Annotated in this window: 11 protein-coding genes; 7 read left to right on the forward strand and 4 right to left on the reverse strand. The window is 54.4% G+C overall.

The window, feature by feature from the left end:
- Positions 1-261: 261 nt before the first annotated feature.
- Positions 262-1125: a YjjW family glycine radical enzyme activase gene (locus OGX96_RS01630; RefSeq protein ID WP_071446020.1), complete on the reverse strand. Its 864-nt coding sequence runs from the start codon at positions 1123-1125 to the stop codon at positions 262-264.
- Positions 1097-2647, reverse strand: a complete 1551-nt coding sequence (locus OGX96_RS01635; RefSeq protein WP_286582100.1) for a YjjI family glycine radical enzyme — start codon at positions 2645-2647, stop codon at positions 1097-1099. The genes OGX96_RS01630 and OGX96_RS01635 overlap by 29 nt, the downstream gene beginning before the upstream one ends.
- A gap of 261 nt (positions 2648-2908) precedes the next feature.
- Here OGX96_RS01635 and deoC point away from each other — a divergent pair, with 261 nt between their 5' ends.
- The 4 genes from deoC (at position 2909) to deoD (ending at position 7345) form a co-directional block, all read left to right on the forward strand.
- Positions 2909-3688: a deoxyribose-phosphate aldolase gene (gene deoC, locus OGX96_RS01640; RefSeq protein ID WP_003019042.1), complete on the forward strand. Its 780-nt coding sequence runs from the start codon at positions 2909-2911 to the stop codon at positions 3686-3688.
- A gap of 135 nt (positions 3689-3823) precedes the next feature.
- Positions 3824-5146 carry a thymidine phosphorylase gene (gene deoA, locus OGX96_RS01645; protein WP_100271539.1) on the forward strand — a complete coding sequence of 441 codons (1323 nt, stop codon included), beginning with the start codon at positions 3824-3826 and terminating at the stop codon, positions 5144-5146.
- Between the two features lie 51 nt (positions 5147-5197).
- Positions 5198-6421 carry a phosphopentomutase gene (deoB, locus tag OGX96_RS01650; RefSeq protein ID WP_003019037.1) on the forward strand — a complete coding sequence of 408 codons (1224 nt, stop codon included), beginning with the start codon at positions 5198-5200 and terminating at the stop codon, positions 6419-6421.
- Between the two features lie 204 nt (positions 6422-6625).
- Positions 6626-7345 carry a purine-nucleoside phosphorylase gene (gene deoD / locus OGX96_RS01655; RefSeq protein WP_000224864.1) on the forward strand — a complete coding sequence of 240 codons (720 nt, stop codon included), beginning with the start codon at positions 6626-6628 and terminating at the stop codon, positions 7343-7345.
- A gap of 150 nt (positions 7346-7495) precedes the next feature.
- Here deoD and lplA read toward each other — a convergent pair whose 3' ends face one another.
- Complete coding sequence (gene lplA, locus OGX96_RS01660; protein WP_111466146.1) at positions 7496-8512, reverse strand: lipoate--protein ligase; 1017 nt, start codon at positions 8510-8512, stop codon at positions 7496-7498.
- A 37-nt stretch (positions 8513-8549) separates the two neighbouring features.
- The gene (locus OGX96_RS01665; protein WP_003829948.1) at positions 8550-9191 is read right to left on the reverse strand and encodes a YtjB family periplasmic protein; all 642 of its coding nucleotides are present in this window, start codon (positions 9189-9191) and stop codon (positions 8550-8552) included.
- 115 nt (positions 9192-9306) lie between these two features.
- Between OGX96_RS01665 and serB the strand changes: the two genes are divergently transcribed.
- From serB to nadR, 3 genes are all read left to right on the forward strand, one after another.
- Entirely contained in the window at positions 9307-10275 is a 969-nt protein-coding gene (gene serB, locus OGX96_RS01670) for a phosphoserine phosphatase (protein WP_003829946.1), read from the forward strand.
- 83 nt (positions 10276-10358) lie between these two features.
- Positions 10359-11741, forward strand: a complete 1383-nt coding sequence (gene radA / locus OGX96_RS01675; RefSeq protein ID WP_003829944.1) for a DNA repair protein RadA — start codon at positions 10359-10361, stop codon at positions 11739-11741.
- An 88-nt stretch (positions 11742-11829) separates the two neighbouring features.
- The gene (gene nadR, locus OGX96_RS01680) at positions 11830-13059 is read left to right on the forward strand and encodes a multifunctional transcriptional regulator/nicotinamide-nucleotide adenylyltransferase/ribosylnicotinamide kinase NadR (protein WP_003829942.1); all 1230 of its coding nucleotides are present in this window, start codon (positions 11830-11832) and stop codon (positions 13057-13059) included.
- Positions 13060-13178: the final 119 nt, after the last annotated feature.

The following is a 13178-nucleotide window of genomic DNA, read 5'->3' on the forward strand; positions in this document are numbered from 1 at the left end:
CGTAAGCCTGATAAGCAAAGCGCATCAGGCATATCTTTGCCGGATGGCGGCTGCGCCTTATCCGGCCTACAAAAGTATGCGCTCCGTAGGCCTGATAAGCGAAGCGCATCAGGCATAACTTCGCCGGATCGCGGCTGCGTCTTATCCGGCCTACAAAAGTATGCGCTCCGTAGGCCTGATAAGCGAAGCGCATCAGGCATAACTTCGTCGGATGCAGCTGTGTTTTCTCCGGCCTGCAAATGATGTAGCCGCATCCGGCAATCACAGGTACAGCGCCGGGAAGATCAAATTATCCACCCTGCGCTCGCGCAATCTTTGCGCCAGGTGTTCCACATCCTTCGGCGTGGCGCTCGGCCAGTCCTTCGCTTCGCCATACACCCCGTGCGCATGGAAGGCATTCAGCCGTACCGGTACGTCACCGGTGCGTTTGATAAACGCCGCCAGCGCATCGATATGCTGTAGATAATCTTCCTGACCAGGAATTACCAGTAGGCGGAGTTCCGCCAGTTTTCTCTGCCCGGACAAAAAGGTAATGCTTTGTTTAATCAGCGTGTTATCGCGGCCGGTAAGCTGCCGATGACACGTGCTGTCCCAGGCTTTTAAATCCAGCATTACGCCGTCGCACACTGGCAGCAGCTTCTGCCAGCCGGTTTCGCTCAGCATGCCGTTGCTGTCGACCATGCAGGTCAGGTGTTGCAACTGCGGATCGGTTTTTATCGCGGTAAATAGCGCCACAATAAAGGGGAGCTGGGTAGTCGCTTCACCGCCACTAACGGTTATCCCTTCGATAAACAGTGACGCTTTACGAATATGTTGCAGCACTTCATCAACGCTCATACTCTGCGCCATCGGCGTGGCCTGCTGGGGGCACATATGCAGGCAGGTGTCACACTGCTGACACACATCGGACTGCCACCACACTTTCCCTGCGCTCAGGCTCAGCGCCTCATGCGGGCAATGCAGCACACACTCCCCGCAGTCGTTGCAGCGTCCCATCGTCCACGGATTGTGGCAATTTTTACAGCGCAGATTACATCCTTGCAGAAACAGAGCCAAGCGACTGCCCGGGCCGTCGACGCAGGAGAAAGGAATCAGCCTACTGACTAAAGCGCATCTGCTGTTCATGGCTAATCACGCGAGGTTGTCGTTCCAGAATGCGCGTATTGCGCGCGGCTTCTTCGCCAAGCCAGGTGGTGTTGGTTCGTGACCCTTCGGCGCGATACTTTTCCAGATCCGACAGACGCACCATATAACCCGTAACGCGAACCAGATCGTTGCCGCTCACGTTGGCGGTAAACTCGCGCATTCCGGCTTTAAACGCCCCGAGGCACAACTGCACCAGCGCCTGAGGATTACGCTTGATGGTTTCATCCAGCGTGAGAATGTCGCTGATCCCGGCGTGATAAAACGCGTGATGTGGCGCGACGGTTTGCAGATGGGTGATCGGGTCCGGCTCATCGCCGTAAGGCAGGCGTGCACCTGGCGTGGTGCCGATGTCAGAACTGATGCCCGACTGTGCATGCAGCATCGCGCGCTGCTTCCAGCCATATTTCACCGGGGTGTTTTCGACAAACTCCGCCAGGTAGGCGCTAATACGATAGCCGAGCTGATTGGCGAACTCATCTTTCCCATAGCGCGCATTCTGTCCCGACTTATCGCACAGCAGGTTAACCGCCTCCGCCAGACCATACATCCCGAACATAGGCACAAAACGTTCGGGATCAATCAACCCTTCCTGCACGAGGAAGCTATTCTCAAAGAAATGTGATTTCTCATAGAGGAATTCACATCGTGAATCAATGATGGCGATTTGCTGCTGGCAGTAGTGCGGTAGGGTGCGCGTAAAGAAGTCATCGACAGAGGTGCAGCGCTCTGCGATGGCTTTCAGATTAAGCCTGACCAGCGTGCTTCCACCCCCGGCGAGTGGCAAAGAGTTGTAACAACTGACGACGCCATACTGACCTTTTGTGAAAATTTTATCATTTTCAGGGCCGTTGGAAATATGCGGCTTACTGCACTCACAGATATTTTGCGCCACGTTGAGCAGCAGATCGTCAGGTGTGATTTGCGGGTCATAAATGAATGTCAGATTAGGCGAAACCTGCTTTAACTCTGCGTCCGCGCGTAAAATTGCACGGGTGACTGGTGTATCGGCGGGGCCGATATTGGCATGCATAAACGCGTCTGGCAGGGTTCTGTCGAGATAACGCCAGAAACGTTTTATTCGAATATCGATCTCGTCTTGTGTTAGAATTCTAACATACGGTTGCAGCAGGGCATCGAGCTGACCGAGATAAACCGGCATCGACGTCACTGACGGAACATGGTGGTAAAGAATAGTGAGTAAGGATAACGCGTCATCAAGATCCCTGGCGCCTTCCAGCTCCAGCCACGATGAGCCATTGGCCAGAAAACGCGCGTAATCGGGTAAAACATAGCGCGGTTTGAACGGGGCATGACCTTCGTACATATCGCAGATTACCCCATCATCCAGCGCCTGACGTGCCTGTGCAGGCAGTTGCGGGTAAGGCAGCGCGTTTTCAGCTTCCAGCGCCAGAAAGTGGCGTTTCTGCTCAGGGCTGAGCACTGGGCTGGTCACGATTTGTTGGCAACGCTGTTGCAGCGCGAGTTCGCTTGAAGTGGGCATCGTTGATTCCTTTTTATCCCGAAGGTGTAACGCCATTGTAGAAAGCAACGCCGCCGCAACCTTTGATCCGGATGCGCCTGATGCCACCGCATCCCTTTAGAAAAGGTGATTTATTTGAAGTAGATCTCATTAGAGTAATGCAAATCTGTATGTGGTTTTCATTAACTGTGATGTATATCGAAGTGTAATAGCGAGCGGATGTTAGAATACTAACAAACTCGCAAGGTGAAATTTTATACGGCGATGCCGTTGGAGAATGTTATGACCGATTTAACAGCAAGCAGCCTGCGTGCACTGAAACTGATGGACCTGACCACCCTGAATGACGACGACACCAATGAAAAAGTGATCGCGCTGTGTCATCAGGCGAAGACCCCGGTTGGCAACACTGCCGCAATCTGTATCTATCCGCGTTTCATCCCTATTGCGCGTAAGACCCTGAAAGAGCAGGGCACGCCGGACATCCGCATTGCAACCGTAACCAACTTCCCGCATGGCAACGACGACATCGAGATTGCGCTGGCTGAAACCCGCGCGGCGATTGCTTACGGCGCAGATGAAGTTGACGTGGTGTTCCCGTACCGTGCGCTTATCGCCGGTAACGAGCAGATTGGTTTCGATCTGGTTAAAGCCTGCAAAGACGCGTGTGCGGCGGCAAACGTGCTGCTGAAAGTCATCATCGAAACCGGTGAGTTGAAAGAAGAAGCACTGATTCGCAAAGCGTCTGAAATCTCCATCAAAGCTGGTGCTGATTTCATCAAAACCTCTACCGGTAAAGTGCCGGTCAATGCGACGCCGGAAAGCGCACGCATCATGATGGAAGTGATCCGCGACATGGGTGTTTCTAAAACTGTAGGTTTCAAACCGGCTGGTGGCGTGCGCACTGCAGAAGATGCACAGCAGTTCCTGGCGATTGCCGATGAACTGTTTGGCGCTGACTGGGCTGATTCTCGTCACTACCGTTTTGGCGCATCCAGCCTGCTGGCGAGTCTGCTGAAAGCGCTGGGTCACGGCGACGGCAAGAGCGCAAGCAGCTACTAAGCCTTATATTGCCGGAGCTGTAGCGACGTAGGCCGGATAAGGCGTAGCCGCCATCCGGCATTAAGACGACTGCCGGGTGGCGCGTTGCTTACCCGGCCTACAACGGCCTTCTACTCTTTTCCCCTGGGGGTTACCGTGTTTCTCGCACAAGAAATTATTCGTAAAAAACGTGATGGTCATGCGCTGAGCGATGAAGAAATTCGTTTCTTTATCAATGGTATTCGCGACAACACCATCTCTGAAGGGCAAATCGCCGCCCTGGCGATGACCATTTTCTTCCACGATATGACAATGCCTGAGCGAGTTTCGCTGACCATGGCAATGCGTGATTCAGGAACCGTGCTGGACTGGAAAAGCCTGCAACTGAACGGCCCGATTGTGGATAAACACTCTACCGGCGGTGTGGGTGACGTAACGTCACTGATGTTAGGCCCGATGGTCGCAGCGTGCGGCGGCTATATTCCGATGATCTCCGGGCGTGGTCTGGGGCATACCGGCGGTACGCTCGATAAACTGGAAGCGATTCCTGGATTTGACATCTTCCCGGACGACGCGCGCTTCCGTGAAATTATTAAAGACGTGGGTGTGGCGATTATTGGGCAAACCAGCTCGCTCGCACCGGCGGATAAACGTTTTTATGCCACCCGCGATATTACCGCGACGGTGGATTCCATCCCGCTGATTACCGGTTCCATTCTGGCGAAAAAACTGGCGGAAGGGCTGGATGCGTTGGTGATGGATGTGAAAGTGGGCAGCGGCGCCTTTATGCCGACCTACGAGCTTTCCGAAGCTCTTGCTGAAGCGATTGTCGGTGTGGCAAACGGTGCGGGTGTACGTACCACTGCGCTGTTAACCGATATGAACCAGGTGCTGGCCTCCAGCGCAGGTAACGCGGTCGAAGTTCGCGAAGCGGTGCAGTTCCTGACCGGTGAATACCGCAATCCACGTCTGTTAGACGTCACCATGGCGCTGTGCGTGGAAATGCTGATCTCCGGCAATCTGGCGAAAGATGACGCCGAAGCCCGTGTGAAATTGCAGGCGGTGCTGGACAACGGTAAAGCGGCAGAGATTTTTGGTCGCATGGTTGCGGCGCAAAAAGGCCCGACCGATTTCGTCGAAAATTATGCGAAGTACCTGCCGACGGCAATGCTCAGCAAAGCGGTATATGCTGATACCGAAGGCTTTGTCAGCGCGATGGATACCCGCGCGCTGGGGATGGCGGTCGTTTCCATGGGCGGCGGTCGTCGTCAGGCTTCGGACACCATTGATTACAGCGTTGGCTTTAGCGATATGGCGCGCCTGGGCGACAGCGTAGACGGACAACGCCCGCTGGCGGTGATCCACGCGAAAGACGAAGCCAGCTGGCAGGAAGCGGCGAAAGCGGTCAAAGCGGCAATTAGCCTTGACGATAAAGCGCCAGAAATTACACCGACAGTCTATCGTCGTATTACCGAATAACTGTATACTGATCTGATCGCTTTTTTGCGGCGCAGATGTATGGAGAACGAGATGAAACGTGCATTTATTATGGTGCTGGACTCCTTTGGTATTGGTGCGACTGAAGATGCGGATCGCTTTGGCGACGTAGGTTCAGACACTATGGGACACATTGCAGAAGCCTGTGCGAAAGGTGAGGCTGACAATGGTCGCAAAGGTCCACTGAATCTGCCTAACCTGACCCGTCTGGGCCTGGTGAAAGCTCACGAAGGTTCTACCGGTAAAATTGCTGCTGGTATGGACGGTAACGCGGAAGTGATTGGTGCCTACGCATGGGCACATGAACTTTCTTCCGGGAAAGACACGCCGTCTGGCCACTGGGAAATCGCGGGTGTCCCGGTTCTGTTTGATTGGGGTTATTTCTCCGATCATGAAAACAGCTTCCCGCAGGAACTGCTGGATAAACTGGTAAAACGTGCCAACCTGCCAGGCTACCTCGGCAACTGCCACTCTTCCGGTACCGTGATCCTGGATCAACTGGGTGAAGAGCATATGAAAACCGGCAAGCCGATTTTCTATACCTCCGCTGACTCCGTGTTCCAGATTGCCTGCCACGAAGAGACGTTTGGCTTGGATAAACTTTACGAGCTGTGCGAAATCGCACGTGAAGAGCTGACCGAAGGTGGTTACAACATCGGTCGTGTTATCGCACGTCCGTTTATCGGTGATAAAGCCGGTAACTTCCAGCGTACCGGTAACCGTCACGACCTGGCCGTTGAGCCGCCAGCACCGACCGTGCTGCAGAAACTGGTCGACGAAAAAGACGGTCACGTGGTTTCCGTCGGTAAAATTGCGGATATCTACGCTAACTGCGGCATCACCAAAAAAGTGAAAGCCACCGGTCTGGACGCGCTGTTCGACGCCACCATCAAAGAGATGAAAGAAGCAGGTGATAAGACCATCGTCTTCACCAACTTCGTTGATTTCGACTCTTCCTGGGGACATCGTCGCGATATCGCCGGTTATGCTGCGGGCCTGGAACTGTTCGACCGCCGTCTGCCTGAGCTGATGGAGCTGGTGGGTGAAGATGACATTCTGATCCTGACCGCTGACCACGGCTGCGACCCAAGCTGGACCGGCACTGACCACACCCGTGAACACATCCCGGTACTGGTCTACGGCCCGAAAGTGAAACCTGGTTCTTTAGGTCACCGTGAAACCTTCGCGGATATCGGTCAGACGCTGGCGAGCTACTTTGGTACGTCACCGATGGACTACGGTAAAAACATGCTGTAATACCCGTTGTCTTTCGCGCTGTAGATGCGTTGATTTCATTCGCTCACCCCGGTCACATAGTGAATCTATGCTCCCGGGGATTCACGAATTCGTCGCCTTCCTACAACGCGAAATCCTTAGGGTATTTCACTGTTTTGCATACGTTTTGTAGGCCTGATAAGGCGTGGCCGCCATCAGGCAATAACAACGAAATAAGGACAAAAAATGGCAACTCCACATATTAATGCAGAAATGGGTGATTTCGCTGACGTCGTATTGATGCCGGGCGACCCGCTGCGTGCAAAGCATATTGCTGAAACTTTCCTCGAAGATGTTCGTGAAGTGAACAACGTTCGCGGCATGTTAGGTTTTACCGGTACTTACAAAGGCCGTAAGATCTCCGTTATGGGTCACGGTATGGGTATCCCGTCCTGCTCCATCTACACCAAAGAGCTGATCACCGATTTCGGCGTGAAGAAAATCATTCGCGTAGGCTCCTGCGGCGCTGTGCGTATGGACGTTAAACTGCGTGACGTGGTTATCGGTATGGGCGCTTGCACCGACTCCAAAGTTAACCGTATCCGTTTTAAAGATCATGACTTCGCTGCTATTGCTGACTTCGACATGGTGCGTAACGCGGTTGATGCGGCAAAAGCACTGGGTGTAGACGCGCGCGTGGGCAACCTGTTCTCTGCTGACCTGTTCTACTCTCCGGACGGTGAAATGTTCGACGTGATGGAAAAATACGGCGTGCTGGGTGTGGAAATGGAAGCGGCGGGCATCTACGGTGTTGCTGCGGAATTTGGTGCAAAAGCGCTGACCATCTGCACCGTTTCCGACCATATCCGTACTCACGAGCAGACCACTGCCGCTGAACGTCAGACGACCTTCAACGACATGATCAAAATCGCGCTGGAATCCGTTCTGCTGGGCGATAAAGAGTAAGGGTTGTTATGGCCCGGTGGCGCTTCGCTTACCGGGCCTACGGGAATGCCGCTATTAATGCCTGATGGCGCTTCGCTTATCAGGCGTACAGGAGCGGTCTTGTAGGCCGGATAAGGCGCAGCTGCCATCCGGCAATTCGCCACTAATCGCTTAACGCACGGCCTTCGCCACCCACGCCGCCAGTTCACGCAGCTCGTTTTCCTGATCCGGATATTCCGTAACCAGCGCTTCGCAAGTCTGCTGTAAAACATCGGCGCGATACTGGCAGCCCTGTAGCCGCTCCGCCAGCGCTTCTAACGGCGCGGGATTGAGACTGTCGGTAAACACCTGTGTGCGCGTGATATGACCTTTTTCGACGTCGAAATGCAGCTCAACGCCACCCCAGGTGAAACGCTCGTCCAGCAGATGCGAGAAAGCAGGTGCCTGACCAAAATTCCATTCCCAACTGCTCTGGCGGGCAAAGGTTTCGGCAAAATTTGGCAGATCCGGCGTTTTATCCGGTGAGATCACTTCCGCTTCAACGCGTTCGCCATAATGAGCAAAAAAGGCTTCCGTGATGGCCTGACAGACCTGTTCATGGGTGATACCCGGTAACAGCTCCGTCAAATTCGCCACCCGTGAGCGGACAGAGGTGATCCCCTTTGCCGCGAGTTTCTTTTTGTCGGGATTGAGATAATTTGCCAGGCGGCTGAGATCGGCATTTAGCAGCAGCGTGCCGTGGTGGAAGCCGCGATCTTTCGTTTCCCGATAAGCAGAGCCTGAAACCTTGCGATCGCCGTCTGGCGTTTTCACAACCAGATCGTTACGCCCGGAGGCATCTGCCGTCACACCCAGAGAATTCAATGCGTTGAGGACAATCGCGGTGGAAATGGTTTTATCGTACTCCGGTTTACCGGCCATAAAGGTAAAGCAGGTATTGCCTAAGTCATGGAACACCGCGCCGCCGCCGCTGCTACGGCGGGCGAGCCGCACGTTGTCTTCCTCCATACGGCGGGTATTACACTCTTTCCACGGGTTTTGCGCCCGGCCAATCACCACCGTATCGGCGTTACGCCACAAGAACAGGACGCGCTGCGTGGCGGGCATCTGGCGAAAAATGCACTCTTCGACCGCGAGGTTAAACCACGGATCGTAAGAGTCTGAGATAAGCAGGCGTAGTGTAGTCATGGTTGATTTCCCTTCTGTTTTACAGTTTTTACTGCTCTTACTCTTTTTTCTCGTTGTCTTCTTCCTGCACCGGTTTGTTGGCGGTCAGCAGGAAAGGGGATTGCTGCCAGCGGGTACGCTTGCCTTGCAATAAGGTACGGGTGAGCACGACGCCAATCGCCAGCGCCAGCAGCAGCATCAGGCGTAAGATATTGGTGGTGTTATCTACCTGCTTCGCCTCGGTGGCGAGGGTGTGGGTATCCAGCGTCAGACGCAAATAGCCCAGCGGACCATTTTTCCCCTGAATGGGTTCGACAATCTGCTGGTTAAAATAACCCCCGGCTTTTTTGCCGTCGAGCGCCAGTCGGTCACGAACGTTGACGCTCTCGCCGGTGCGCGTAATCAGGTCTCCCTGTTCATCGTATACGCCAGCGTCCAGAATACGGCTACTTTCCGTCAGCTGTGTGAGTACCGCTTTGATGCGTTTTTCATCCGGCGTTTCGGTACGCATTAGCGGAGCAACATTTAGCGCCACCTGGCGGGCCAGCGTACGGGCCAGCTCTTCGAGCTGCGGATTACGCTGCTGCTGGTGACTTTGACTAAACCAGGATGCGCCCTGCATCAGGGCGACGAGCAGCGCAAGACAGAACAATACAATCACTGCACGATGAAGTCGGAATTTCAGTTTTGCGCGAGCCATATTCCACCTGCTGAAAATTTGAGACTTAATGTTGCCAGAAGCGCTGGTTACAGGGTAGCCTCATGCGTTATTTTCCCCTGATGATTCCGACCCGAACGATTTTACAGGAGCTTTAATGCCTAACATAACCTGGTGCGATCTACCTGAAGATGTTTCTCTGTGGCCAGGTCTGCCTCTCTCTTTAAGTGGCGATGAAGTCATGCCGCTGGACTACCACGCGGGCCGCAGTGGCTGGCTGCTGTACGGTCGTGGTCTGGATAAACAACGTTTAACGCAATACCAGAGCAAACTGGGTGCAGCGATGGTGATTGTTGCTGCCTGGTGCGTCGAGGATTATCAGGTGATTCGCCTGGCGGGTTCGTTAACGCCGCGCGCGGCAAAACTGGCGCATGATGCCAAACTGGATGTTGCCCCGTTAGGCAAAATTCCGCATCTGCGCACACCGGGTTTACTGGTGATGGACATGGACTCAACGGCAATCCAGATCGAATGCATTGATGAAATTGCTAAACTGGCTGGAACCGGTGAGATGGTTGCGGAAGTCACGGAACGCGCAATGCGCGGCGAACTGGACTTTACCGCCAGCCTGCGTAGTCGCGTGGCGACGCTGAAGGGCGCTGATGCCAATATTCTGCACCAGGTGCGCGAAACGCTACCGCTGATGCCAGGCCTGACACAGCTGGTGTTAAAACTGGAAACGCTTGGCTGGAAAGTGGCTATTGCCTCTGGCGGCTTTACCTTCTTTGCCGATTACCTGCGTAATAAACTGCGTCTGACGGCGGCTGTGGCAAACGAGCTGGAGATCATGGACGGTAAATTTACCGGCAACGTGATCGGCGATATCGTCGATGCCCAGTACAAAGCCAATACCCTGACCCGCCTGGCGCAAGAGTATGAGATCCCGATGGCGCAGACGGTGGCGATCGGCGACGGTGCTAACGATCTGCCGATGATCAAAACGGCCGGGCTGGGTATTGCGTATCATGCTAAACCGAAAGTGAATGAAAAGACGGAGATTACTATCCGCCACGCTGACCTGATGGGCGTGTTCTGCATTCTCTCCGGCAGCATGAACCAGAAATGATTAAATTGCCTGATGGCAGGGTGTCCGTATGCCGGATAAGCGCCTGCGCCATCCGGCAAAAGCGTTAACGGAAGAGGTAAAACGTGGCCAAAGCTCCAAAACGCGCCTTTGTTTGTAATGAATGCGGGGCCGATTACCCGCGCTGGCAGGGGCAATGCAGCGCCTGTCAGGCCTGGAATACCATTACCGAGGTGCGCCTTGCCGCATCGCCAACGGTGGCGCGTAACGAGCGGCTCAGTGGCTATGCCGGGAATGCGGGCGTGGCAAAAGTGCAGAAGCTGTCTGACATCAGCCTTGAAGAACTGCCGCGTTTTTCCACTGGATTTAAAGAGTTTGACCGCGTGCTGGGCGGCGGGGTGGTACCCGGCAGCGCTATTCTGATTGGCGGTAACCCCGGCGCGGGGAAATCAACGCTGCTGCTGCAAACGCTGTGCAAGCTTGCTGAGCAGATGAAAACTCTGTACGTCACCGGTGAAGAGTCACTGCAGCAGGTGGCGATGCGTGCGCACCGGCTCGGTTTGCCGACAGCGAATCTGAATATGCTGTCGGAAACCAGTATCGAACAAATTTGCCTGATTGCCGAAGAAGAACAGCCGAAGCTGATGGTGATCGACTCCATTCAGGTAATGCACATGGCGGATATTCAGTCTTCGCCGGGCAGCGTGGCGCAGGTGCGTGAAACGGCGGCTTACCTGACGCGCTTTGCCAAAACGCGCGGCGTGGCGATTGTCATGGTCGGCCACGTCACCAAAGACGGCTCGCTGGCCGGGCCGAAGGTGCTCGAACACTGTATTGACTGTTCGGTACTGCTCGACGGTGACGCCGATTCCCGTTTCCGTACTCTGCGTAGCCATAAAAACCGCTTTGGCGCGGTGAACGAACTGGGCGTCTTTGCTATGACCGAACAGGGCCTGCGTGAAGTCAGCAACCCTTCCGCTATCTTCTTAAGCCGTGGCGATGAGGTCACCTCCGGCAGTTCGGTGATGGTGGTCTGGGAAGGTACGCGCCCGCTGCTGGTAGAGATTCAGGCGCTGGTCGATCACTCAATGATGGCGAACCCGCGTCGCGTGGCGGTCGGTCTGGAACAGAACCGTCTGGCGATTCTGCTGGCGGTGCTGCATCGTCACGGTGGCTTGCAGATGGCGGATCAGGACGTGTTTGTTAACGTAGTCGGCGGCGTAAAAGTCACCGAAACCAGCGCCGACCTGGCGTTGCTGCTGGCAATGGTCTCCAGCCTGCGTGACAGACCGCTGCCACAGGATTTAGTGGTCTTTGGCGAAGTGGGGTTGGCGGGCGAAATCCGTCCGGTACCCAGCGGGCAGGAGCGTATTTCGGAAGCGGCGAAGCACGGCTTTCGCCGGGCGATTGTCCCTGCCGCTAACGTACCGAAAAAAGTACCGGAAGGCATGCAGGTCTTTGGCGTTAAGAAGCTTGCGGATGCGTTAAGCGTGTTTGACGACCTATAATCAAATACCCGTACATACTGATTTTGTAGGCCTGATAAGCGAAGCGCCATCAGGCAGTGTTACGCGATTTTTCCAGCAGGAGGCTCTTGTGTCATTTGAATATCTGAAAACCGCCATAAAGCAAAAGGGCTGTACCTTGCAACAGGTGGCGGATGCCAGTGGCATGACCAAGGGATACCTAAGCCAACTGCTGAATGCCAAAATCAAAAGCCCCAGCGCGCAGAAGCTGGAGGCGTTGCACCGCTTTCTCGGTCTGGAGTTTCCGCGCCAGCAGAAAAATATCGGTGTGGTATTCGGCAAGTTTTATCCGCTGCACACCGGCCATATCTATCTTATCCAGCGCGCCTGTAGCCAGGTCGATGAACTGCATATCATCATGGGCTATGACGACACGCGCGATCGCAGCCTGTTTGAAGACAGTGCCATGTCGCAACAGCCTACGGTGCCCGATCGTTTACGCTGGCTGCTGCAAACCTTTAAGTATCAGAAAAATATCCGTATTCATGCCTTCAACGAAGAAGGCATGGAGCCGTATCCGCACGGCTGGGACGTGTGGAGCAACGGGATCAAAACGTTTATGCAGGAGAAAGGGATCCAGCCAAACTGGATCTACACCTCTGAAGAATCAGATGCCCCGCAGTATCTCGAACATTTGGGGATCGAAACCGTGCTGGTGGATCCTAAGCGGACGTTCATGAGCATCAGCGGCGGGCAAATCCGTGAAAACCCGTTTCGCTACTGGGAGTATATTCCGACCGAAGTGAAGCCGTTTTTCGTGCGCACCGTGGCGATCCTCGGCGGGGAGTCGAGCGGCAAATCGACGCTGGTGAATAAGCTCGCCAATATCTTTAACACCACCAGTGCGTGGGAATACGGGCGTGATTATGTCTTCTCCCATTTGGGCGGCGATGAGATGGCGTTGCAGTATTCTGACTACGATAAAATCGCCCTGGGGCAAGCGCAATACATCGATTTTGCTGTTAAGTACGCCAATAAAGTGGCGTTCATCGACACCGATTTCGTGACCACTCAGGCCTTCTGTAAAAAGTATGAAGGGCGTGAACACCCGTTTGTGCAAGCGCTTATTGATGAGTATCGCTTCGACCTGGTGATCCTGCTGGAAAACAACACCCCATGGGTGGCGGATGGCTTACGCAGCCTTGGAAGCTCAGTTGACAGAAAAGCGTTTCAGACGCTGCTGGTCGAGATGCTGCAGGAAAACAATATCAATTTTGTGCACGTTCAGGAGCCTGACTACGACGGCCGCTTCCTGCGCTGCGTGGAACTGGTGAAAGAGTTGATGGGCGAGCAGAGGTAGGTTTTAATGCCGGATGCGCTGCGCTTATCCGGCCTACAAGTCGCACTAACCTCATAGACAGGATGGCGCTGTGCTTATTCGACCTACAAGTCGCACTAACCTCGTAGGCCGGATAAGGC

This window comes from Citrobacter sp. Cpo100, assembly GCF_030332595.1.
Classification (GTDB): domain Bacteria; phylum Pseudomonadota; class Gammaproteobacteria; order Enterobacterales; family Enterobacteriaceae; genus Citrobacter; species Citrobacter portucalensis.